General features: G+C 44.5%; 20 protein-coding genes and 2 tRNA genes. 19 read left to right on the top strand and 3 right to left on the bottom strand.

Annotation, left to right across the window (positions count from 1 at the left end; translation table 11 throughout):
• The first annotated feature begins 11 nt into the window (after positions 1-11).
• From B5G33_RS14820 to galE, 5 genes are all read left to right on the top strand, one after another.
• Positions 12-716 carry an ABC transporter ATP-binding protein gene (locus B5G33_RS14820; RefSeq protein WP_087272864.1) on the top strand — a complete coding sequence of 235 codons (705 nt, stop codon included), beginning with the start codon at positions 12-14 and terminating at the stop codon, positions 714-716.
• A 28-nt stretch (positions 717-744) separates the two neighbouring features.
• The gene (locus B5G33_RS14815) at positions 745-2,040 is read left to right on the top strand and encodes a glutamate-5-semialdehyde dehydrogenase (protein WP_087418195.1); all 1,296 of its coding nucleotides are present in this window, start codon (positions 745-747) and stop codon (positions 2,038-2,040) included.
• A complete protein-coding gene (locus tag B5G33_RS14810) occupies positions 2,037-2,756 on the top strand; it encodes a CPBP family intramembrane glutamic endopeptidase (protein WP_087418194.1) in 720 nt (239 codons plus the stop codon). The genes B5G33_RS14815 and B5G33_RS14810 overlap by 4 nt, the downstream gene beginning before the upstream one ends.
• An 11-nt stretch (positions 2,757-2,767) precedes the next feature.
• Positions 2,768-3,871, top strand: a complete 1,104-nt coding sequence (locus tag B5G33_RS14805; protein WP_087418193.1) for an anaerobic sulfatase maturase — start codon at positions 2,768-2,770, stop codon at positions 3,869-3,871.
• Between the two features lie 138 nt (positions 3,872-4,009).
• Complete coding sequence (gene galE, locus B5G33_RS14800) at positions 4,010-5,026, top strand: UDP-glucose 4-epimerase GalE (protein ID WP_087418192.1); 1,017 nt, start codon at positions 4,010-4,012, stop codon at positions 5,024-5,026.
• Positions 5,027-5,311: 285 nt separating this feature from the next.
• On the opposite strand, the gene B5G33_RS14795 is transcribed toward galE, so the two are convergent.
• Positions 5,312-6,787, bottom strand: coding sequence for a DUF1846 domain-containing protein (locus tag B5G33_RS14795; protein ID WP_087272850.1), 1,476 nt, complete (start codon positions 6,785-6,787; stop codon positions 5,312-5,314).
• A gap of 222 nt (positions 6,788-7,009) precedes the next feature.
• On the opposite strand from B5G33_RS14795, the gene ftsH reads away from it, so the two are divergent.
• The 4 genes from ftsH (at position 7,010) to B5G33_RS14775 (ending at position 12,921) form a co-directional block, all read left to right on the top strand.
• Positions 7,010-8,983, top strand: a complete 1,974-nt coding sequence (gene ftsH / locus B5G33_RS14790; RefSeq protein WP_087272847.1) for an ATP-dependent zinc metalloprotease FtsH — start codon at positions 7,010-7,012, stop codon at positions 8,981-8,983.
• Between the two features lie 98 nt (positions 8,984-9,081).
• The gene (gene uvrC / locus B5G33_RS14785; protein ID WP_087272844.1) at positions 9,082-10,968 is read left to right on the top strand and encodes an excinuclease ABC subunit UvrC; all 1,887 of its coding nucleotides are present in this window, start codon (positions 9,082-9,084) and stop codon (positions 10,966-10,968) included.
• A 64-nt stretch (positions 10,969-11,032) separates the two neighbouring features.
• A complete protein-coding gene (hprK, locus tag B5G33_RS14780; RefSeq protein ID WP_087272841.1) occupies positions 11,033-11,974 on the top strand; it encodes an HPr(Ser) kinase/phosphatase in 942 nt (313 codons plus the stop codon).
• 2 nt (positions 11,975-11,976) lie between these two features.
• Complete coding sequence (locus tag B5G33_RS14775; protein WP_087418191.1) at positions 11,977-12,921, top strand: ROK family glucokinase; 945 nt, start codon at positions 11,977-11,979, stop codon at positions 12,919-12,921.
• Between the two features lie 102 nt (positions 12,922-13,023).
• On the opposite strand, the gene B5G33_RS14770 is transcribed toward B5G33_RS14775, so the two are convergent.
• Positions 13,024-15,606 (bottom strand): transglycosylase domain-containing protein, encoded by a 2,583-nt coding sequence (locus B5G33_RS14770; RefSeq protein ID WP_087418190.1) that lies wholly within the window; start codon positions 15,604-15,606, stop codon positions 13,024-13,026.
• A gap of 163 nt (positions 15,607-15,769) precedes the next feature.
• Here B5G33_RS14770 and B5G33_RS14765 point away from each other — a divergent pair, with 163 nt between their 5' ends.
• Positions 15,770-16,426, top strand: coding sequence for a YigZ family protein (locus B5G33_RS14765; RefSeq protein WP_087272835.1), 657 nt, complete (start codon positions 15,770-15,772; stop codon positions 16,424-16,426).
• A 20-nt stretch (positions 16,427-16,446) separates the two neighbouring features.
• Here the strand turns inward: B5G33_RS14765 and B5G33_RS14760 are convergent, their stop codons facing one another.
• Complete coding sequence (locus tag B5G33_RS14760) at positions 16,447-16,965, bottom strand: peptidylprolyl isomerase (protein ID WP_087272832.1); 519 nt, start codon at positions 16,963-16,965, stop codon at positions 16,447-16,449.
• 219 nt (positions 16,966-17,184) lie between these two features.
• Between B5G33_RS14760 and tsaE the strand changes: the two genes are divergently transcribed.
• The 9 genes from tsaE to B5G33_RS14715 all read left to right on the top strand — a co-directional run bounded on the left by tsaE (position 17,185) and on the right by B5G33_RS14715 (position 22,190).
• The gene (tsaE, locus tag B5G33_RS14755) at positions 17,185-17,613 is read left to right on the top strand and encodes a tRNA (adenosine(37)-N6)-threonylcarbamoyltransferase complex ATPase subunit type 1 TsaE (RefSeq protein WP_087418189.1); all 429 of its coding nucleotides are present in this window, start codon (positions 17,185-17,187) and stop codon (positions 17,611-17,613) included.
• 14 nt (positions 17,614-17,627) lie between these two features.
• A complete protein-coding gene (gene tsaB, locus B5G33_RS14750) occupies positions 17,628-18,350 on the top strand; it encodes a tRNA (adenosine(37)-N6)-threonylcarbamoyltransferase complex dimerization subunit type 1 TsaB (protein WP_087272826.1) in 723 nt (240 codons plus the stop codon).
• Complete coding sequence (rimI, locus tag B5G33_RS14745; RefSeq protein ID WP_087418188.1) at positions 18,337-18,798, top strand: ribosomal protein S18-alanine N-acetyltransferase; 462 nt, start codon at positions 18,337-18,339, stop codon at positions 18,796-18,798. The genes tsaB and rimI overlap by 14 nt, the downstream gene beginning before the upstream one ends.
• A gap of 113 nt (positions 18,799-18,911) precedes the next feature.
• On the top strand, positions 18,912-19,160 hold the full coding sequence (locus B5G33_RS14740) for a hypothetical protein (protein WP_087418187.1): 249 nt from the start codon (positions 18,912-18,914) through the stop codon (positions 19,158-19,160).
• 64 nt (positions 19,161-19,224) lie between these two features.
• Positions 19,225-20,136 carry a ribonuclease Z gene (locus B5G33_RS14735; RefSeq protein WP_087272817.1) on the top strand — a complete coding sequence of 304 codons (912 nt, stop codon included), beginning with the start codon at positions 19,225-19,227 and terminating at the stop codon, positions 20,134-20,136.
• A gap of 11 nt (positions 20,137-20,147) precedes the next feature.
• Complete coding sequence (tsaD, locus tag B5G33_RS14730; protein ID WP_087272814.1) at positions 20,148-21,173, top strand: tRNA (adenosine(37)-N6)-threonylcarbamoyltransferase complex transferase subunit TsaD; 1,026 nt, start codon at positions 20,148-20,150, stop codon at positions 21,171-21,173.
• 1 nt (position 21,174) lies between these two features.
• Positions 21,175-21,870, top strand: a complete 696-nt coding sequence (gene ispD, locus B5G33_RS14725; RefSeq protein WP_087418186.1) for a 2-C-methyl-D-erythritol 4-phosphate cytidylyltransferase — start codon at positions 21,175-21,177, stop codon at positions 21,868-21,870.
• Positions 21,871-21,956: 86 nt separating this feature from the next.
• Positions 21,957-22,042 (top strand) — tRNA-Ser (locus B5G33_RS14720).
• Between the two features lie 59 nt (positions 22,043-22,101).
• Positions 22,102-22,190: transfer RNA gene (locus B5G33_RS14715), tRNA-Ser, on the top strand.
• The last annotated feature ends 279 nt before the right edge of the window (positions 22,191-22,469 follow it).

The raw sequence follows: 22,469 nt of genomic DNA, 5'->3' as shown, positions 1-22,469 counted from the left end.
GGAGCAGGCCTATGGCTTATATTGAATTTCAGCATGTGAAAAAAATTTATGGCAAGAAAAATGAGGCAGTGATCAAAGCCCTGGATGATACGAATTTTTCTGTAGAGGAAGGGGAGCTGGCGGTGATACTGGGGGCCTCCGGTGCTGGTAAGACTACGGCTCTGAACATTTTGGGCGGAATGGACCAGGCTACAGAAGGAGAAGTAATCGTAGCAGGAAAGCACCTGAATAAATTTTCTGAAAAAGAATTGGTGAAATACAGAAGAAATGATGTTGGTTTTGTATTCCAGTTTTATAATCTGGTGCCTAATCTGACTGCCCTGGAGAATGTAGAACTGGCAGTGCAAATCTGTAAGGATTATCTGGATCCGGGAGAGGTACTGAAAAAAGTAGGGCTGGGAGACCGGATGAAGAATTTCCCCGCTCAGCTTTCTGGCGGGGAGCAGCAGAGAGTAGCTATAGCCAGGGCTATAGCAAAAAATCCAAAGCTTCTTTTATGTGACGAGCCTACAGGAGCCCTGGATTATAATACAGGAAAGCAGATACTCCAGCTCCTTCAGGACACTTGCAGAAAAGAGCATATGACAGTAATCATCATTACCCACAATTCAGCCCTGGCGCCTATGGCAGACAGGATTATCCGATTTAAAAGCGGAAAGGTTACAGATATTACATTAAATGAAAATCCAACGCCGATTTCAGAAATCGAGTGGTAAAAGGTAAAAAGAAAAGAGGGCAGACAATATGGATATCAGAACAGAAGTGAAAAAAATGAAAGCAGACAGTCCTGTTATGGCAGCTCTGTCTCCGGAGACGAGGAATAAAGCCCTGGAGGCTGCGGCAAAGGCTCTGCTGGAGAATAAAGAGGAAATTTTCCGGGCCAACAGGGAAGATATGGAGAACGCCGAAAAATCCGGATTAGGCCAGGCGGTGATGAAGCGGCTGAAATTCGATGAGCATAAGCTGGAAGATGTAATCAAAGGAATCCAGGATTTAATCAGACTGCCAGACCCCCTTTCTCAGGTACAGCTTGCAAGAGAACTGGACCAGGGACTGGAACTGTATCGGGTTACCTGTCCCATTGGCGTGATCGGAATTATTTTTGAGGCCCGGCCTGATGCCCTGGTACAGATTTCTTCACTCTGTATTAAAAGCGGCAACTGTGCGGTTCTCAAAGGGGGAAAAGAGACTGCCAGGACCAATAAAGTACTTTTTACTGTAATCCATGAGGCAGTTACAGGCTGCGGCCTTCCCCAGGGCTGTATGCTCCAGGCTGAACTGCACAATGAGATTGACGAACTTTTAGCCTGTGATGACTGTGTGGACTTGTTGATCCCAAGAGGCTCCAATCAGTTTGTACAGTATATTATGAACCATACAAAGATTCCGGTAATGGGGCACGCAGATGGTGTCTGCCATATCTATGTAGATGAAACATATGATATGGAGAAGGCGATTCCAATTATTGTAGATGCCAAGACTCAGTATACTGCAGCCTGCAATGCTGTAGAGACGCTTCTTGTAAACCGGAAGGCAGCAGGAGAATTTCTCCCGGCTGTAGAGAAGGCTCTTACAGAGGCAGGTGTAAAGCTTCGGGGAACCAGAGAGGTGGGAAAAATCGTTTCCTGCGAGGTTATGGAAGAAGAGGAGTTCCATCGGGAATATCTGGATTTGATCCTTTCTGTAAAGATTGTAGAAGACCTGGAAGAAGCAGTTGCCCATATTAATACATACGGTTCTCATCACACGGACTGTATTATCACAGAAAACAGAGAACATGCCCTGGAGTTTATGCAGCTGGTAGATTCCGCAGGGGTATATCAAAACTGTTCTACCAGATTTGCCGACGGTTTCCGGTATGGATTCGGAGCAGAAGTGGGAATCAGCACCGGAAAAATCCATGCCAGAGGTCCTGTAGGACTGGAAGGACTGGTAACTTATAAATATAAGCTTTTCGGCCAGGGGCAGATCGTGGGAGAGTATGCATCAGGAAAGAAGTCTTTCCATTTCCGCGACCTGGATAAAAAGGAATATCTATGACGGGAAAAGGAAAGATTCTGGGACTTAGCCTTATGCCGGTCCTAATGTGGCTGTTTGTACAATGTGCGGTGGTTCTGGGATTTCCACCCGTAATGAACTGGCTTGGAAGTGTACTGTCCGCTTTAGGGGCAGATACCGGAGGCTTTTACAGTTTTCTTGAGATTAATGATACCTATTGTATCTATATACTGATGGATGCGCTGGTTCTGATCCCTGGTACACTGTGGTTTTGGCGCCTGCCTGCCAGAGAAGAGAAAAGGCAGGGGGGATTTTTTGGAATCTCTCCCGGAGGTGTTCTGCTGCTGGTGCTGGCAGGGCTGGTTCTGCAGCTGATTTCCAATTTCCTTTTGATCATGGTATTGACCGCTTTTCCTGAATTGATGGAATCCTATTCTCAGGTTCTGGAAAATCTTGGTATGAACAGTCCTACGTTTCTTTCTCTGCTGTACACGGCGGCAGTGGCTCCCATTGCAGAGGAGCTGCTTTTCAGAGGGTTGACTCTGAGAATTCTGGAGGAGGCATTTCCCTTTTGGGCAGCCAATCTTCTCCAGGCTTTCTATTTCGGCCTGATCCATGGGAATCTGGTCCAGGGAGGATACGCTTTTCTGGCAGGAATGGTACTGGGATATCTGGTGAAAAGAAAGGGTACTTTGGCAGCCGGGATACTGTGCCATTTTGGAGTGAATTTTTCAGGAGTATTATTAGGACTTTTATAGGAGCATGAGCGATGAAACATTTACAGATGATGATAAAACCGGCATCTTCAAACTGCAATCTCCGCTGTTCGTATTGTTTTTATGAGGATGAGTGCAGAAACAGAGAAATACCTTCCTATGGCCTTATGTCTCTGGATACGCTGGAGATATTGGTAAAGAAGGCTCTTGAGGAGGCAGAGGATTCCTGTACTTTTGGATTCCAGGGAGGAGAGCCAATGCTGGCAGGACTTTCCTTTTTTCAGAAATTTATTGAATTTACAGAGAAATATAAAAAGCCGGAAACCAGACTGTCTTTTTGTATACAGACCAATGGAACTTTAATAGATGATGACTGGGCGGAATTTCTGAAGAAGAACCGCTTTTTGGTGGGAATTTCTCTGGACGGTATTGGAGAAATCCATGACCGCAGCAGAAAAGATACTCAGGGAAAGGATACTTTTAAGAGAGTACTAAAAAATGCGGAATTTCTCCAGAAGAAGCAGGTAGATGTGAATATTCTCTGTGTCCTCACAAAACAGAGCGCCAGAAAAATCCGTTCAATCTATGAGTTTTTGAAAAAACATGGATTTTATTATCATCAGTATATTCCATGTCTGGATCCTCTTGGCGAAGAACGAGGCAGGAGGCCCTGGTCTCTGACTCCGGAGTATTATGGCTCTGCTCTGAAAGAATTGTTTGACTTATGGTATAAAGATATTATGGAAGGACATCCGGTTTCTATCCGGGAATTTGATAACTGGCTGGCTATGCTCCAGGGGAATCCCCCTGAAGCCTGTGCCCAGATGGGCAGGTGCTCTATGCAGAATATCGTGGAGGCCAATGGAGATATATTCCCTTGTGATTTTTATGTGCTGGACCAGTACAGAGCAGGAAATATCCAGGATGAGGATTTCCATTTTGGCCGGGAAGATTTTTCAGAAATAGATTTTCTCAGAGAAGGCAGAGAAAGGGGCAGGGAATGTCCTGACTGTCATTGGTATCCGTTGTGCAGAGGAGGCTGCCGAAGAGATTATACAGAGGAAGGAAGGAATTATTTCTGCAGAGCCTATCAGGAATTTTTCCCTTATGCTATTGAGAGGCTGGAAAGGCTGGCTGCCAGGGGCGGCAGATTCTGAATCAGAGGAAAAGAATTCTGAAAGATATGCAAAAGAGTACTTGAATTTTTTGGTATTTAGTGGTAGAGTTAAATAAGGGAACATAAAAAATGTTTCAAAACAAGAAATATAGTGCATTTCTCAAAGGAGGAACAGAAAATGGCAATTTTAGTGACAGGCGGAGCCGGTTTTATCGGAAGCCACACAGTAGTGGAGCTGCAGAATGCAGGCTATGAGGTAGTTGTTTTAGACAATCTTTCCAATGCCAGTGAAAAATCACTGGAGAGAGTGGAACAGATCACAGGAAAACCGGTGAAATTTTATAAAGCCGATATCCTTGACAGAGAAGCGTTAAATAAAATATTTGACCAGGAGCAGATTGATTCCTGTATTCACTTTGCAGGCCTGAAAGCTGTGGGTGAATCTGTACAGAAGCCCTGGGAATACTATGAGAATAATATTTCCGGAACATTAACATTGGTAGACGTTATGAGAAAGCATAATGTAAAGAACATTATTTTCTCCTCCTCAGCTACAGTATATGGTGATCCCGCTTTTGTTCCCATTACAGAGGAATGCCCAAAGGGGCAGTGTACAAATCCATATGGCTGGACAAAATCCATGCTGGAGCAGATTCTTTCAGATATCCAGAAAGCAGACCCGGAATGGAATGTAGTTCTGTTAAGATATTTTAATCCTATCGGTGCTCATCCAAGCGGACTGATGGGAGAGAATCCAAACGGTATTCCAAACAATCTGATGCCTTACATTACCCAGGTGGCTGTTGGCAAGCTGAAAGAACTTGGCGTATTCGGAAATGACTACGACACTCCTGACGGAACCGGGGTAAGAGATTATATCCATGTAGTAGACCTTGCCAAAGGCCATGTAAAGGCTCTGAAAAAACTGGAAGACAATTCCGGACTTTCCATCTATAACTTGGGAACCGGAAAAGGATACAGTGTGCTGGATATTGTAAAGAATTTTGAAGAAGCTACGGGAGTGAAAATTCCTTATGTGATCAAACCCCGCCGTGCAGGGGATATTGCTACCTGCTATGCCAGTGCAGAAAAAGCAGAGAAAGAGCTGGGCTGGAAGGCAGAGCATGATATCAAAGATATGTGCAGAGATTCCTGGAACTGGCAGTCTAAGAATCCAAATGGATATGAGGACTAAAAGAAAACTGGAATATGGCAATAGAAAAAGGAGCTGCTGCAGAAACGGGGCTGTCGCATTAGTCAAAATCGAGAATATTTATACATTTTATTGCTCAGTCTGTGCCGCTTTGAGCCTATAGTCTCAAAGCTATGATCGACAAATTCGCATAAAATGTATAAATATTCCTGAAATATGACTAATGCGACAGCCGTTTCCTGCGGCAGCTCCTTTTTATTCCCGCGGGCAACGAGCCAAGCGGGCATGCTCGCATGTCCATTTGGCGACTGCCGCGAGGGTCTTTGACTAATAAAGTTTTTTGTGTTCGTAAACAGGTTCGGTAGTAAGCTGAACCCCTAATTTCTTGAAAATTTTCTTATCTACAGAAGAAAGCATTACCGAGGAGTGGACCTGACAGCCTTTCAGCTTGGGTAACTGTTCCAGAGCAAGCTTAGCGATATCACTGGTAGCAGCGCTGCTGGAGAGAGCAATGAGGACTTCATCGGTGTGGAGCCTTGGGTTTTTGCTGCCCAGGTACTCAGTCTTCAGTTTTTGGATAGGCTCGATAGCCACCGGAGAGATTACATGAATTTTATGCTGAATGCCGGCCAGCTCTTTCAATGTGTTCAGAAGAAGAGCAGCAGAGGCTCCCAGAAGATCAGAAGTCTTTCCTGTAATAATCTGTCCATCTTCCAGCTCAATAGCAGCAGCAGGTCCGCCTGTCTGTTCTGCCCGCTCTTTGGCAGCAACAGTGACCTTTCTGTTTTCAGGAGAGATTCCTGCCTGCTTCATCAGCAGCTCAAGTTTGAATACTTCTTCGTCGGTGCTTGTCTCCTCCACGCGTCCTGCCAGAGCCTGATAATACCGGCGGATGATTTCCTGCTTAGAAGCTTCCCGGCATACCTCGTCGTCTACAATACAGTTTCCAGCCATATTTACGCCCATATCTGTAGGAGACTGGTAGGGGCACTTGCCGAATATACGCTCGAAGATTGCGCTAAGTACAGGGAAGATTTCCACATCTCTATTATAGTTTACTGTAGTTTCGCCATAGGCTTCCAGATGGAAAGGATCGATCATATTTACGTCGTTAAGGTCGGCAGTAGCTGCTTCATAGGCCAGATTCACTGGATGTTTCAGCGGAATATTCCAGATAGGGAAGGTCTCAAATTTGGCATAGCCTGCATGGATGCCCCTTTTATGCTCATGATAAAGCTGAGAGAGACAGGTTGCCATTTTTCCGCTTCCAGGTCCAGGAGCAGTGACGACTACCAGAGGGCGTGAAGTTTCTATGTATTCGTTCCTGCCGTATCCTTCGTCGCTGACGATAAGGGGAATATTGCTTGGGTATCCCTCGATTGGGTAGTGGATATAAACCCGGATGCCCATACTTTCCAGTTTTGTCTTAAAAGCATTGGCACTGTTCTGTCCAGAATACTGGGTGATCACTACACTGCCTACAAAAAGGCCTCTTTCCCGGAAGGCATCAATGAGACGGAGGACATCAATGTCATAAGTAATCCCCAGGTCACCTCTCACTTTATTTTTCTCAATATCACCGGCACTGATGACAATGACAATTTCCGCATGCTCTGAAAGCTGCATTAACATACGGAGCTTACTGTCCGGGGCAAATCCAGGCAATACTCTGGAAGCATGATAGTCATCAAAAAGCTTCCCTCCGAACTCCAGGTACAATTTATTGTCAAACTTGCTGATACGCTCTTTAATATGCTCAGACTGCATAGATAAATACTTCTCGTTGTCGAATCCTATTTTCATTTATTCGTCGCCCCTTCTTTCCTAATTTTTTATATTACTGCGTTAGTATACTACAAATGCCGGGAGAAATTCTAGCCCAGGAAGAAAAAATATTTTATTTTGTTTACATTCAACAGAAATTTACAAAAGTTTAAGAAATGTGTTCTCTTTTTCATCATGTTCATATTGACTTTATAAAGCAGAAATCTTTATAATATAAAAGATAATGTGAGGAGGAATGAGATGAATCAAAATCAGAACAATGAGCCGAAAAATGACGGACCCAAAAATAGACAGTCTCTTCTGGTACTCCTGATCTGTATTATGATAAGTCTGGTCTGCATAAACCTTTTAAGCAGAATGACCCGCAACATGACCAGTGAAATATCTTACAGTGAGTTTATAGAGATGCTGGAAAACGGAGAGGTAGAAAGCGTAGTTTTAAGATCAGATACCCTTACCATTACTCCCAAGACCCAGCGGTCTATGGCAGGAACAACGGAGATTTATACCACTCTGATGGAGGATGAAAGTGAACTGACCCAGCGTCTGGAAGATGCAGGAGTGGATAATTTTTCCAAAGAGCCTCCGGATATGACTTCCAGTATTATTTATAGTCTGCTGAGCATTATCCTTCCGGTGATCATTATGGTAGGACTGCTGAGCTGGCTGTTCCGCCGCATGAACAAAGGCGGAGGAATGATGGGCGGCGTAGGCAAGAGCAAAGCAAAAGCTTATGTCCAGAAGGAAACAGGAGTTACCTTTAAAGACGTAGCCGGTGAGGATGAGGCAAAAGAATCTCTTCAGGAAGTAGTGGATTTTCTCCACAATCCTGGAAAGTATGCAGCTATTGGAGCCAAGCTTCCCAAAGGAGCCCTTCTTGTAGGACCTCCGGGAACAGGAAAAACTCTTCTGGCAAAAGCAGTGGCCGGTGAGGCCCATGTCCCTTTCTTCTCTTTGTCAGGTTCTGACTTTGTAGAGATGTTTGTAGGTGTGGGAGCCTCCCGTGTAAGGGATCTTTTTGAAGAGGCAAAGAAAAATGCCCCATGTATTATCTTTATTGATGAGGTAGATGCTATTGGAAAAACCCGTGATTCCCGCTACGGAGGGAATGACGAGAGAGAACAGACTCTGAACCAGCTTCTGGCGGAAATGGATGGATTTGATTCTTCCAAGGGACTTCTGATCCTTGCTGCAACCAACCGTCCGGAAGTTCTGGACCCTGCACTGCTTCGTCCGGGACGTTTTGACAGGCGTATTATTGTAGACCGTCCGGATCTGAAGGGACGTGTAAACATCCTGAAAGTTCATGCGAAAAATGTTTCTCTGGACGAGACTGTAGATTTGGATGCTATCGCTCTGGCTACATCCGGTGCAGTGGGCTCTGACCTTGCAAATATGATCAATGAGGCAGCTATTCTGGCCGTTAAGCATGGGAGACAGGCAGTGTCTCAGAAAGACCTGCTGGAGGCCGTAGAAGTGGTCCTGGTAGGTAAGGAGAAGAAGGACAGGATCTTAAGCTCCGAAGAGAGGAAGATTGTATCCTATCACGAAGTTGGACATGCGCTGGTAAGTGCTCTTCAGAAAGATTCTGAACCGGTACAGAAGATTACCATTGTGCCAAGGACCATGGGGGCTTTGGGATATGTAATGCATGTGCCGGAAGAAGAAAAATATCTGAATACCAGGAAAGAGCTGGAAGCCATGCTGGTAGGTTATCTGGGAGGCCGTGCAGCAGAAGAAATCGTATTTGATACGGTGACTACAGGAGCTGCAAATGATATTGAACAGGCTACTAAGGTGGCAAGAGCCATGATCACACAGTATGGTATGTCTGACAGATTCGGTCTTATGGGACTGGCAGAGACTCAGAACCAGTACCTGGATGGACGGGCAATGCTGAACTGCGGCGATGCTACAGCTACAGAAATCGATCATGAAGTCATGAAGCTTCTGAAAAAATCCTATGACGAGGCAAAACGTCTTCTCAGTGAGAACAGAGATGTTATGGATAAGATTGCTGCTTTTCTTATTGAGAAAGAGACCATTACCGGCAAGGAATTTATGAAAATTTTCCATGAGGCAAAGGGGATGAAAGAGTCTGATAAAGAACCGCGGATCAGCGACAACACTCAGACAGAAAAGAAGGAAGATATCCAGCCCCTTTCTCAGAATACAAAAGAAGAGGAAAATTCTTCTGGAAGTGACCAGGAGTAAATTACAGAATAAGGAACTGCTGCATTAAATGGATATGCTGAAGAAAGCTTAATGTAGCAGTTCTTTTTTCGTTGAAAGAACAGGAAAGGTAGAGTGGCATGTTTGACATAGAAGAAGAGCTGAAGAAACTTCCTGCACGTCCGGGAGTGTATATCATGCATGACGATAAAGACGCCATAATTTATGTGGGCAAGGCGATCAGCCTGAAAAACCGGGTGCGGCAGTATTTTCAGAAAAGCAGGAATCTGGGCATAAAAAAAGAGCAGATGGTGGAACAGATTGCCAGGTTCGAGTATATCATCACAGACTCTGAGCTGGAGGCCCTGGTGCTGGAGTCTAATCTGATCAAGGAACACCGACCAAAGTATAATACTATGCTGAAGGATGACAAAAACTATCCTTTTATAAAAGTGACAGTGGGAGAGGCTTTTCCAAGAATTATGATGGCCAGAAAAATGAAAAAAGATAAGTCACGGTATTTTGGCCCTTATACCAGCGGCGGAGCAGTAAAGGATGTAATTGAGCTGACTAGAAAACTCTATCATCTCCGTTCCTGCAGCCGCAGTCTTCCGAAAGATATTGGGAAAGAGCGGCCCTGCCTGTATTATCACATTAAGCAGTGCAATGCTCCCTGCCAGGGCTATATTTCCCAGGAAGACTATAAAAAGCAGGTAGAAGGTCTGCTGGATTTTCTGAATGGCAATCACAAAGAGATTCTCAAGGAGCTGCGGCAAAAAATGCTTTCTGCTTCAGAAAAAATGGATTTTGAAGAAGCAGCACAGTATCGTGATCTGATACAGAGCGTGGAGAAGATTGGAGAACGTCAGAAGATTACAGATCAGCACAAAGAGGACAAAGATATCATAGCTGCTGCCATGGAGGGGGAAGATGCAGTGACACAGGTATTTTTTGTCCGGGATGGAAAACTCATTGGACGGGACCATTTTTATATGAAGATTGCCCCTGGAGACGATAGAAAAGGAGTCTTATCCAGTTTCCTGAAACAGTTTTATGCAGGGACTCCCTTTATTCCAAAAGAAATCATGCTCCAGGAAGAAGTGGAAGACCTGGAACTGATCAGCCAATGGCTGGAAAAGAAAAAGGGACAGAAAGTGAGGATTGCCGTTCCTAAAAAGGGGACTAAGGAAAAACTGGTGGAGCTGGCTTATCAGAACGCCCAGATGGTTCTTCAGAGGGACCGGGAGCGGATTAAGAGAGAAGAAGGCCGAACCATAGGAGCAGTGAAGGAGATAGCAGAGCTTCTTGGGCTGAAAGAAGTGAACCGGATTGAAGCCTTCGATATTTCCAACATCAGCGGCTTTCAGTCTGTAGGTTCCATGGTGGTCTATGAGAAAGGGAAGCCTAAGAAAAGCGACTACCGGAAATTTAGAATTAAGTGGGTGAAAGGACCAAACGATTACGCAAGCATGGAAGAGGTTCTTACCAGAAGATTTGTCCATGGACTGGATGAGCAGGAGGAGAGAAAGACAGAGAATCTGGAGGATGCCTATGGAAGCTTTACCAGATTTCCGGATCTGCTGATGATGGACGGAGGCAGAGGCCAGGTGAATATTGCTTTGGAAGTGCTTCAGAAGCTGAATCTGAATATACCTGTATGCGGCATGGTGAAAGATGACCACCACAGGACCAGAGGCCTGTATTATAATAACGTGGAAATCCCCATAAGCAGAGACAGTGAAGGTTTTAAACTCATTACAAGGATTCAGGATGAGGCCCACAGGTTTGCCATAGAATATCACCGTTCTCTGAGAAGCAAAGGACAGGTACACTCTGTACTGGATGATATTCCCGGCATCGGACCTGCCAGAAGAAAGGCTCTGATGAAGCATTTTAAGGGACTTGAGGGAATCCGGGATGCCTCCCGGGAAGAACTGGCCGCAGTGGATTCTATGAATGAAAAGTCGGCTGCAGAAGTGTATGAGTTTTTTCATAAAGGGGAAACTAAACTTCCAGAGGATTGTTGAACTTGTGCATACCATATGATAAAATAGGAATAGATTTTTAAGATAAACTGAAGGAGAGAGAGACATGAAAGGTGTAGAACTAAAAAAGATGATACAGGAACTGAACCTGTATAATAAAACACCGGATATTGACATATCTGCCAAAAGGATTAACACACCGGAGATTAACCGTCCGGCTCTGCAGCTTACAGGATATCTGGAGCATTTTGCCAATGAACGGGTCCAGATCATTGGTTATGTAGAGTATACCTACCTTTTGCATCTGGAAAGAGAGGAGAAGGTGAAAGCTTTTGAACGCTTTGTTTCCAGCAAGATTCCATGCGTGGTGTTTACTACCATGACAGAACCTGATGAGGATATGCTGAATTTGGCCCATAAATATGATGTGCCGATCCTGGTGACCAGAAATACTACTTCTGCTTTCATGGCTGAAATTATCCGCTGGCTTGGTGTGCAGCTTGCACCTTGCATTTCCATCCATGGCGTTTTGGTGGATGTATACGGTGAAGGCGTGCTGATCATGGGCGAGAGCGGCATCGGAAAGAGTGAGGCCGCTTTGGAACTGATTAAGAGAGGACATCGTCTTGTCAGCGATGATGTTGTGGAGATACGTCGTGTCAGCGATGTAACGCTGGTAGGTTCCGCTCCTGATATCACCCGGCATTTTATTGAACTGAGAGGTATTGGAATCATAGATGTAAAGACTCTTTTCGGTGTGGAAAGTGTAAAGAACACACAGTCCATTGATCTGGTGATCAAGCTGGAAGAGTGGAACAGGGATAAGGAATATGACCGTCTTGGAATGGAAGAAGAATATACAGAATTCCTCGGAAATAAGGTTGTATGCCATTCTCTTCCTATCCGTCCAGGACGTAATTTGGCAGTTATTGTAGAGTCTGCGGCTGTTAATCATAGACAGAAAAAGATGGGATATAATGCTGCTCAGGAATTATACAGACGTGTTCAGGAGAACATGGAGAAGAAAAGAGAAGAGGGAGATGAGTAACAGTGGAAAAGAAATACTGTTTTGGAATTGATGTAGGAGGCACTACAGTTAAGTGCGCACTCTTTGAAAATAATGGGGACATGATTGAAAAGTGGGAGATCAAGACTCACGTAGAGAACCAGGGAGAACGGATCCTGCCGGATATTGCAGATACTGTGCTGGCAAAGATGAAGGAAAAAGGACTGGATAAGTCTCTGGTATGGGGAATCGGCATTGGCCTGCCAGGTCCTGTAGAAGAAAGTGGAGAAATTGCCTGTGCAGTAAATCTTCACTGGGGAAGAAAAAATATCGAAAAAGAGCTGGGAGATATGACCGGTCTTAAAGTAAAAGCAGGAAACGACGCCAACGTAGCTGCCCTTGGTGAAATGTGGAAAGGCGGTGGGCAGGGAGCTAAAAACCTGATACTGGTTACTTTAGGAACTGGCGTAGGCGGTGGAATCATCATCAATGAAAAGATTGTTACCGGCGCTCATGGCGCGGGAGGGGAAATCGGACATGCACCGGTAAATCCAGAGGAATCAATCCCCTGTAACTGTGGAAACAAAGGATGCCTGGAGCAGTACGCTTCTGCAACAGGAATTGCCCGTCTGGCCAGAAAGGCTATGGATAATACCAATAAATCATCTTCCCTCAGATATTGTCCAAGCGTAAATGCGAAAGATGTATTTGATGCCTATAAAGAAGGCGATGAGCTGGCAGCTGAGGTAGTAGAAGAGTTTTCTGAATACATGGGCAGAGCTTTGGCTGCTTTTACCTGTGTGACAGACCCCGATGTGATTGTTCTGGGAGGCGGTGTTTCCAAAGCTGGAGAGCCTCTTATTGACTGTGTAGAAAAGTATTATAAAAATTATGCATTTACTGCCTGCAAAGAGACACCCATCCGTCTGGCAATTCTGGGAAATGACGCAGGAGTATACGGAGCCGCAAAACTTGTTTTAAGTGAATAAAAATAGAATATAAAATACCTGCTGTCTAAGGGGAATGGAAACATCCATCTGCCTGACAGCAGGTATTTTTTGGATACGTTGAATTCTATATTTTTAAAATAGCTATTGTATTACTTCTCCGGTGTCCGCTGGCGTTTCTCCGCCTCCGGCATCAGCAGGAGGGGTCTCAGTAGTTTCCTCAGCAGGAGTAGTTACCTCTGGCTGGGTTTCTTCAGGAACTTCTACTGGAGTTTCTGGTGTAGGCTCTTCTACAGTTGTTTCACTGTCCTCTGAGCTTCCCTCATCTGAAGAAGAATCTTCAGAATAACTGGAACTGTAATCATAACTATAGCTGTAAGTATAATGGCCGGAGCAGTACTGAGTAGGTAGCTGTTCTGTATCAAAATATTCCGTTACAGCATTACAGCTTGAGGTTGCCAGAAGGCCTGTGCTTGTACAGATGGATGCTTCCTCTACAGTAGAAGGCATCTTAAACTCTGTATCAGGAAGATCTGCATGGATCCTTTCCATAATATTCCGCCATAAGGTCTGCTGATAGGTGCGGTATGTTCCCTGAGGAAGAACCGAGTTGTCATCATAGCCTGCCCATACAGAACAGGTATAATAAGGAGAAAATCCGCAGAACCAAAGATCCCGGTAATCATCTGTGGTACCGGTTTTACCTGCCAGATGCATACCGTCAAACTGCACTCTAGTACCGGTGCCTTCTGTAATAACATCTTCCAAAACATTTGTGAGAAGATATGCAGTGCTGGGCTTGATCACAGTAGTCTTTTCAGCAGTATTGTCAATGATCACATTTCCGTCAGAATCCAGTATTTTTGTATAGAATACCGGTTTGATATAAGTACCATTGTTGGCAATTGCAGCATAGGCAGCAGTAAGTTCCAGATTGCTTACACCCTGGGTGATACCGCCAATAGCTGTGGCTGCATTTACATCCGTGTAGATGCTTCCGTTAATTTCTGTAGGTTCAGTAATAAGAGAAGTGAACCCGAATTTTTCCAGATATTCAATTCCTAATTCTGGGGTTATCTCAATCATACATTTTACAGCAGGTATGTTGTAAGAATGTACAATGGCTTCCCGCATGGTAACTGTTCCGTGATACTGCCTGTCAGCGTTGTAAAGAGGTTCTCCATTGTCATAGGTAAAAGGCTCGTCCTCAAAGGTGGTAGCCAGTGACATGCCTCCTTCATTGAGAGCTGCTGCATAAGCAGCCAAAGGCTTGAAGGTAGAACCCGGCTGCCTGTTGGTATTTGTTGCCCGGTTAAGACTCAGGCTGGCGGATTTCTCGCCTCTGCCTCCTACAATTGCTTTTACATATCCAGTATGCTGGTCAATGATAGTCAGAGATGACTGAGGCTGAGGAGTGAAATGGACAGTTTCTGCCACTACCTCATCGCCCTCTGTCAGAATAGCTGCTTTATAGGCATCAATATGAGCCTGGGCACTTTCCTCACTGTCAAATAAAAGGGTAAAGTCAGAACTTTCATTCTCAATGAAGTACTGTTCTAACATTTCTTTGCTGTAATTTTCCTCTTCTCCGTTAGCATGCTTTACGGTAAGAGCATAATCCAGTTCTACCTGACTTCCAGCAGGAAAATTATCTGGGTCACTGTATTCTTCATCACAAATCTGTTGGATAGCAGGGTCCTGAGTTGTGTAGATTCTTAATCCGCCGCTCCAAAGGGCGTTATAAGCCTGCTGTTCTGTATAGCCCCGCTTGTCCTGAAGATCCTGGATGACCTGCTCAGTCAGCTCGTCAATAAAGTAGCTGTAGGTGGTATCCTGACTCTCGTTTTCTTTTTCTACACTTTGGATCCTTTCGTACACATTGTCTGCAAGACACTCGTCATACTGTTCCTTGGTGATGTATTCCTGTTCAAGCATATGATCCAGGACTTCCTGCCGGCGTTCTGCATTATTTTCCGGATTGGTCACTGGATTGTATCGGGTAGGATTTTGCGTGATGCCGGCGATAACGGTACACTCAGACAGAGTCAGATCACTGACATCTTTGCCGAAATAATCCTGGGCAGCAGCCTGAACTCCGTAATTTCCATTTCCAAGGTTAATCGTGTTCAGATAGTTCTGTAAAATAACATCCTTGTCTTTTATCTGCTTTTCCAGTGCCAGTGCCAGATACCATTCCTGGAATTTACGTTCGAAACGTTCCAGGGTGGATTCGTTTACCCAGTCAGTGAAAACCGTATTTTTTATAAGCTGCTGGGTGATAGTACTGGCTCCCTCTGAAAAGTGTCCGCTGGTAATGCCTACTACAGCGGCGCGAAGGATACCTCTTATATCAATACCATTATGTTCATAGAAACGTTCATCCTCGATAGCAACCACAGCATGCTGGAGATCCAGGGGAATCTGATCAATCTCTACAGGCATACGGTTAGAATCCGGAGCTGTCAGTTTCTGAAGCTGCTCTCCGTTTGCATCATAAACAAAAGTAGCCTCTCCTACAGGAACGATATTGATTTCTGAAACGTCAGGGGCGTCGTCGATAAGGCCTCTCATTGCCCCGATTCCCATACATCCGCCAATAGCAATTACTGCGATCAGAGAGATGAAAATGATACGCAGAATAGAAACATTGGCTTTCTTTCCCATCATAGTTGAACGGGAGGACAGAGCATTACGTTTCTTATTCGTAGCCCGTTTTCCAAAATTCATGTAGTCTTGCCTCCTTTTCCCGTCCATTATAACAAATGAGGTTCTCTAATTCAAGAAACTTTAGAATACACACAGTATTTTCACTTTTTCATCATAAATATTCCCTGTTTCAGGGAAAGTATGCTAAAATGCAAAATAGTTGGATATAGAAAAGAGGTATTTTATGCTGGAAACATATAAAATGGTTTACGAAGGCGGAGAGGGAGAAATCCTGGAGAAAAAATCCCGATTTATCGCTACAGTACGGCCTGTAGAGAGTGAAGAGGAAGCTCTGAGCTTTATTGAGAAAATGAGAAAGAAATACTGGAACGCTACCCATAACTGTTTTGCCTATGTCATAGGTGAACGGAGGGAAATCATGCGGTTCAGTGATGACGGAGAACCAGGGGGAACTGCGGGAAAACCCATACTGGATGTGCTCCTGGGAGAAGAGCTTTACAATACAGCAGTGGTAGTAACCAGATACTTTGGGGGCACCCTTCTGGGAACCGGAGGTCTGGTGAGAGCCTATTCCAAAGCAGCCCAGGAGGGGCTGGTCAAAAGCAGGGTGATCACGAAGAACCATGGAGTGCTGATAGAAATAGGTACAGACTACAATGGAGTGGGAAAACTCCAGTATCTTTTTGGACAGAGTAATGTGCCCATCATGGACAGCCAGTATACAGAATCCGTGAAAATGCAGATCCTGGTGCCGGCAGGGGAGAAGGAGCAGATAAAAAAATCTGTGACAGAAGCCACCAGCGGACGGGCTTCTATCACAGATATAAAGGAACTGTATTATGCAGTTTCCCAGGGGGAATATCTCCTTTTTGAAAATTGAGAGATTCCGAATAGGATTACTTAACACTTTTCAGGTTCTGGATATTCTGTACCGAAAGTTTCTATAGTCATGGACAGGATTTTCTGCTCTTCCATAGGACGGTCACTGTAATCTGTAGGAGTCTCGGCGATTTTATTTACCACGTCCATACCTTCGATTACTTTTCCGAAAGCTGCATAGGAGCCGTCCAGATGAGGAGCTGCTTCATGCATGATGAAAAACTGGCTGCCGGCAGAGTCTGGATGCATAGCTCTTGCCATGGAAAGAACTCCTGGTGTGTGGGCCAGAGCATTTGGGAATCCATTTTGAGAAAATTCGCCTTTGATAGAATAGCCGGGACCGCCCATGCCAGTGCCCTGAGGACAGCCGCCCTGGATCATAAAGCCTCGGATAACTCTATGAAAGTTGAGGCCGTCATAGAAACCGGATTTTACAAGACTGATAAAATTGTTGACAGTATTTGGGGCGATTTCCGGATATAATTCAGCTTTCATAACATCGCCGTTTGCCATGGTAATGGTTACAATTGGGTTTGCCATATGCATTCTCCTTTATTTTATGAATGATCTGTTTGAGGCCGGGGCTATGCCGCGGCTAAACGGTTACTTATGTATTATAGAAGGAAAAAATAAAAGGTGCAAGCCGGAAATTTCTGTGCTATACTAAGGTACTGATATGACCATAATTGGACGAATGGTTTGCCTGAATTTCCAACTGCTGCTTTGGCGTCAGTGGACTGGCAATGTGAGGATAGATTCATGATAATAGAAACGAACAGTGCAAAAGAAACATTTCAATTAGGAAAACAGATAGGAGAAAAAGCACTTCCAGGACAGATTTATACCTTAAACGGAGATCTGGGTGTGGGAAAAACGGTTTTTACTCAGGGAGTTGCCTGCGGACTGGGAATCCAGGAGCCGGTGAACAGTCCGACCTTTACTATTATCCAGGAATATGAAGAAGGCAGACTTCCTTTCTATCACTTTGATGTATATCGTATCGGAGACATTGAAGAAATGGAAGAAATCGGATACGACGATTACTTTTTCGGAGACGGAGTATGCCTGATTGAATGGGCGGAGCTGATAGAAGAGCTTCTGCCGGAACAGGTGCTCTCTGTAACAATAGAGAAAAATCCTGAAAAAGGGTTTGATTATCGGAAAATTACTGTAGAGGGATTGGAATAGAGGAGGAACTCCATATGAAAATATTAGCATTGGACAGTTCAGGCCTGGTGGCCTCTGTAGCTCTGGTGGAAGACGATACACTGGTGGCAGAGTATACGATGAACTATAAAAAGACGCATTCCCAGACTCTTCTCCCCATGCTGGACGAAATCAAAAAAGCTGTGGAGCTTGATCTGGAAACTCTGGATGCCATTGCAGTGGCAGCAGGTCCAGGGTCTTTCACCGGACTGCGTATTGGTTCCGCAACGGCAAAAGGTCTGGGTCTGGCTCTTAATAAGCCTCTTATTGGCGTACCAACTTTAGAGGCTCTGGCATACAACCTTTATGATACGGCTCCAGGTACTCTGGTCTGCCCGATCATGGATGCCAGGAGAAAACAGGTGTATACAGGAGTCTATGCTTTTGAGAACCATAATCTCATCACCATAAAAGACCAGGCAGCTCTGCCTATGGATGAATTGATCAGAGAGTTAAACAGTCTGGAAAGACCGGTGATTTTTTTAGGAGACGGAGTGCCTGTTTTCAGAGATATGATCGCTGAAAGGTGCCAGGTGCCATATTCCTTTGCTCCTGCCCATCTAAACAGGCAGAGAGCCGGTGCTGTAGCTGCTTTGGGGGCTGTCTATTACAAAGAAGGAAGAACCCAAAGGCCAGAGGAACATCAGCCGGAATATCTCAGAGTATCCCAGGCAGAAAGGGAAAGGGCAAAACGCCTGGCTAAAAATGGAGAAGCTTGAAATCCGAAAGATGAAAGTGGAGGACATTCCCTGGGCTGCGGCTGTAGAGAAGGAAAATTTTTCAGCTCCATGGAAAGAAGATAGCTTTCTGGAAGCCTTGGAAAAAAAAGAAAATATTTATCTCATCGCGCTGATAGATGGACAAAGAGCCGGCTATATCGGCATGTGGACAGTTCTGGATGAGGGTGAGATTACCCAGGTTTCTGTCAGAAAAGAATACCAGGGGATGCATATTGGACGGAGCCTGATGGAAGCTCTGGAAGAAGAAGGGAGAAAGGCAGGGGTTGCCTCTTTCTTCCTGGAAGTCAGAAAAAGCAATGCCGCTGCAATCCATTTATATGAAAGCTGCGGCTTTTTGTACCAGGGAATCCGGAAAAATTTTTATGAAAATCCCAGAGAGGATGGGATTCTCATGCATAAAGACCTGGAGACAGTCCAAGGTACATGAGAAGCTGCTATCTTTTGCTAAGTTTTCATCTAATTCCCACTGGGTTTTCTCAAATGTCTTTTGTATAATAAGGCAGGTAAAAGCAAAAATTTTCGATACTGAGGAGGAAAGGTATGAGAAAATACGAAAATCAAAACGAACGTCAGATACAGGAGATTTTTTGCAACTGCTGCGGAAAGAAGATCCGGATAGAAAAAGGCATAGTCCAGGAAGGGGTTTTCCATGGACAGGTACAGTGGGGATATTTTTCGAAAAAGGATGGTGAGAGCCATACCTTTGATCTCTGTGAAGAATGTTATGACAGGCTGACAGCAGGATTTCAGATCCCTCCTGAGAAAAATATGGAGAGGGAATTGTTGTAGTGCAAAAAAAACTATGCTATTATAGGTATATTTAGTAGTTACAGGAAGAAACGAGGAATAGATTATGCTGGACGTATGTCTTTTAGGAACGGGAGGTATGATGCCTCTTCCAAGAAGAAAACTGACATCCTTAATGACCCGGTATAACGGCAGTAATCTGATGATTGACTGTGGAGAGGGAACCCAGGTGGCAGTAAAAGAAAAAGGCTGGAGCTTTAAGCCCATCGATGTGATCTGCTTTACCCATTTTCATGCAGACCACATCAGCGGTCTTCCGGGACTTCTTCTGACCATGGGGAATGCGGAACGGACAGAACCTTTGACTTTGATAGGACCAAGGGGACTGAACCGGGTGGTTTCTTCTCTGAGAGTAATCGCTCCGGAACTTCCTTTTGAAATTCAATGTATAGAACTGACAAAACCAGAAGAGACCTTTGAGTTTTTCGGGTATCATATTACGGCTTTTAAGGTGAATCACAATGTTACCTGCTATGGATATACTCTGGAAATTAAAAGACAGGGGAAATTTGATCCTCAGAGGGCAAAGGACCAGAACATTCCTCTGAAATATTGGAATCTTCTTCAGAAAGGAGAAACCATTACGGAAGGAGATACTCTTTATACTCCGGATATGGTGCTGGGACCTGCCAGAAAAGGAATAAAACTTACCTATACAACTGACACACGGCCAGTGAAGTCTATTGCAGAGCATGCAGAGGGAGCGGACCTTTTTATCTGCGAGGGAATGTATGGAGAGCAGGATAAGGAAGAAAAAGCCAAAGCATATAAGCATATGACATTTAAAGAGGCTGCTGTTCTGGCCAGAGAAGCACAAGTAAAAGAAATGTGGCTGACGCATTATAGTCCTTCTTTGGTACGGCCTGAAGAGGCTCTTCCAGAAGCACTGAAAATATTTCCGAATACGGTTGCTGCCAGAGACCGTCAGTCCACAGAACTGCAGTTTGAGGAAGAATAGAGGAGATAAAAATGGGAAAAGAAGAAGTATTGATCCTTGCAATAGAGAGTTCCTGTGATGAAACCGCTGCAGCGGTAGTGAAAAATGGCAGGACGGTTTTATCAAATGTTATTTCGTCTCAGATTGATCTGCACAAACTTTACGGAGGAGTTGTGCCTGAGATCGCATCCAGAAAGCACATTGAAAAAATCAATCAGGTAATTGAAGAAGCCCTCCAGGAAGCAAATATATCTCTGGATGACCTGGATGCTATTGGAGTTACTTATGGACCGGGCCTGGTGGGTGCTCTTTTGGTAGGAGTTGCTGAGGCAAAGGCTATCAGCTTTGCAAAAAATATTCCCCTGGTGGGAGTACATCATATAGAAGGGCATATTGCGGCTAATTATGTGGAAAATCCAGATTTGGAGCCCCCTTTCCTGTGCCTTGTGGTTTCAGGAGGACATACCCATTTGGTGATCGTAAAGGACTACGGTGAATTTGAGATTTTAGGCAGGACCAGAGATGACGCTGCCGGGGAAGCTTTTGATAAAGTTGCCAGAGCTATAGGCCTGGGGTATCCTGGCGGTCCCAAAATAGATAAGCTGGCAAAAGAAGGGAACCCTCAGGCCATGGATTTCCCCAAAGCCAAGATTGAGGACGCCCCCTATGACTTCAGCTTCAGTGGAGTAAAGTCGGCGGTGCTCAATTATCTGAATAAATGTAGAATGCAGGGTGAGGAGATTGTAACGGCAGATGTTGCTGCTTCCTTCCAGCGGTGTGTAGTAGAGGTGCTGGTAGAGCATGCCATGGCAGCAGCAAGAGACTATCACATAGATAAGCTTGCAATAGCCGGAGGAGTGGCTTCTAACAGCGGCCTGAGATGTGCTATGGAAAAGGCCTGTGAAGAAAACAATATTAAGTTTTATCATCCGTCTCCTATTCTATGTACAGATAACGCAGCAATGATCGGTGCCGCTGCTTATTATGAATATAAGAAAGGGACCCGCCATGGCTGGGATTTGAACGCTGTGCCCAATCTGAAATTAGGAGAGAGATAAAATGAATTGTACAGCTATTGTACTGGCAGCAGGCCAGGGAAAGAGAATGAACAGTAAAATACAGAAACAGTTTATTACTCTGAAAGAGAAACCTATACTTTACTACAGCCTTGCCTGCTTCCAAGAAAGCCCGGAGATTCAGAATATTGTTTTGGTCACTGGAAAAGAAAGCATAGATTTCTGCAGACGAGAGATTGTAGAAGCTTACGGCTTTTCAAAGGTAAAGAAAATAGTTCCAGGAGGAAAAGAACGGTATGATTCTGTCCACCAGGGACTTCTTGCCTGTGGAGACTGCAGCTATGTATTTATACATGATGGAGCCAGGCCCTTTATTACCCAGGAGATTCTAGCCAGAGCTTTAAAAACAGTAAAAGAATATAAAGCCTGTGTTGTAGGGATGCCTTCAAAAGATACAGTAAAAATAGCAGACGAAAATCAGATGATTGCCGAGACGCCTAAGAGGAGTCTGGTGTGGACAATACAGACGCCTCAGGTCTTTTCCTATCCTCTTATCAGGGCAGCATACGACAAAGCACGGAAAGATAATATGGAAAGCATTACAGACGACGCTATGGTGGCAGAACTCTATGGAAATGTTAAAATCCCTCTTATAGAAGGCAGCTATGAAAACATTAAAATAACTACTCCAGAGGACCTTTTAATTGCCGAGAAAATCCTGGAAAAAAGGATGAAATAAAGAAAGTTAAAAAAAATAAAAAAACCTATTGACAGATTGGCTGGAGAATGCTAGAATACTACCTGTCGCTGACCGAGCGACACAATGGAGAGATATCGAAGTGGTCATAACGAGGCGGTCTTGAAAACCGTTTGTCCGCAAGGGCGCGTGGGTTCGAATCCCACTCTCTCCGCTTCGGAGAATGAGTTTTAAGACCTCCGATATTATATAGAAGATTTTTAATCAGGCTAAGGAGAAATACCCAAGAGGCTGAAGGGGCTCCCCTGGAAAGGGAGTAGGTCGTTAGTAGCGGCGCGAGGGTTCAAATCCCTCTTTCTCCGCTGACGGTTTTAAGATTAAGGATTAAAAAAACTTGACAAAACTTTGAGTTTGTGGTAATCTTAAGAAACTGTCAAAAGGAACTTTTGGAAAACCTTGAAAAAGAAATTTTCAAGAAAATGAAAAAAGTTCTTGACAAGCCAGAAAAGATGTGATAATCTGATATGGCTGTCGCAAGACAGGGACCTTGATAACTGAACAGTGAAACACATGAACTGAAAATTCTTTTACATTCATTTTTAAAAACGGTTCAACGAACCAAAACAGTAAAAGGTTTGGAT

Source organism: Blautia sp. An81 (genome assembly GCF_002161285.1).
Lineage (GTDB): Bacteria > Bacillota > Clostridia > Lachnospirales > Lachnospiraceae > Blautia > Blautia ornithocaccae.
The sequence above is the reverse complement of the archived record's forward strand: the minus strand, read 5'-3'. Positions and strand labels throughout refer to the sequence as shown.

Excerpts from the sequence above, each read along its gene's own strand:
- B5G33_RS14820 (WP_087272864.1), top strand. The coding sequence starts at position 12 with ATGGCTTATATTGAATTTCAGCATGTGAAAAAAATTTATGGCAAGAAA.
- B5G33_RS14815 (WP_087418195.1), top strand. The coding sequence starts at position 745 with ATGGATATCAGAACAGAAGTGAAAAAAATGAAAGCAGACAGTCCTGTT.
- B5G33_RS14810 (WP_087418194.1), top strand. The coding sequence starts at position 2,037 with ATGACGGGAAAAGGAAAGATTCTGGGACTTAGCCTTATGCCGGTCCTA.
- B5G33_RS14805 (WP_087418193.1), top strand. The coding sequence starts at position 2,768 with ATGAAACATTTACAGATGATGATAAAACCGGCATCTTCAAACTGCAAT.
- galE (WP_087418192.1), top strand. The coding sequence starts at position 4,010 with ATGGCAATTTTAGTGACAGGCGGAGCCGGTTTTATCGGAAGCCACACA.
- B5G33_RS14795 (WP_087272850.1), bottom strand. The coding sequence starts at position 6,787 with ATGAAAATAGGATTCGACAACGAGAAGTATTTATCTATGCAGTCTGAG.
- ftsH (WP_087272847.1), top strand. The coding sequence starts at position 7,010 with ATGAATCAAAATCAGAACAATGAGCCGAAAAATGACGGACCCAAAAAT.
- uvrC (WP_087272844.1), top strand. The coding sequence starts at position 9,082 with ATGTTTGACATAGAAGAAGAGCTGAAGAAACTTCCTGCACGTCCGGGA.
- hprK (WP_087272841.1), top strand. The coding sequence starts at position 11,033 with ATGAAAGGTGTAGAACTAAAAAAGATGATACAGGAACTGAACCTGTAT.
- B5G33_RS14770 (WP_087418190.1), bottom strand. The coding sequence starts at position 15,606 with ATGAATTTTGGAAAACGGGCTACGAATAAGAAACGTAATGCTCTGTCC.
- B5G33_RS14765 (WP_087272835.1), top strand. The coding sequence starts at position 15,770 with ATGCTGGAAACATATAAAATGGTTTACGAAGGCGGAGAGGGAGAAATC.
- B5G33_RS14760 (WP_087272832.1), bottom strand. The coding sequence starts at position 16,965 with ATGGCAAACCCAATTGTAACCATTACCATGGCAAACGGCGATGTTATG.
- tsaE (WP_087418189.1), top strand. The coding sequence starts at position 17,185 with ATGATAATAGAAACGAACAGTGCAAAAGAAACATTTCAATTAGGAAAA.
- tsaB (WP_087272826.1), top strand. The coding sequence starts at position 17,628 with ATGAAAATATTAGCATTGGACAGTTCAGGCCTGGTGGCCTCTGTAGCT.
- rimI (WP_087418188.1), top strand. The coding sequence starts at position 18,337 with ATGGAGAAGCTTGAAATCCGAAAGATGAAAGTGGAGGACATTCCCTGG.
- B5G33_RS14740 (WP_087418187.1), top strand. The coding sequence starts at position 18,912 with ATGAGAAAATACGAAAATCAAAACGAACGTCAGATACAGGAGATTTTT.
- B5G33_RS14735 (WP_087272817.1), top strand. The coding sequence starts at position 19,225 with ATGCTGGACGTATGTCTTTTAGGAACGGGAGGTATGATGCCTCTTCCA.
- tsaD (WP_087272814.1), top strand. The coding sequence starts at position 20,148 with ATGGGAAAAGAAGAAGTATTGATCCTTGCAATAGAGAGTTCCTGTGAT.
- ispD (WP_087418186.1), top strand. The coding sequence starts at position 21,175 with ATGAATTGTACAGCTATTGTACTGGCAGCAGGCCAGGGAAAGAGAATG.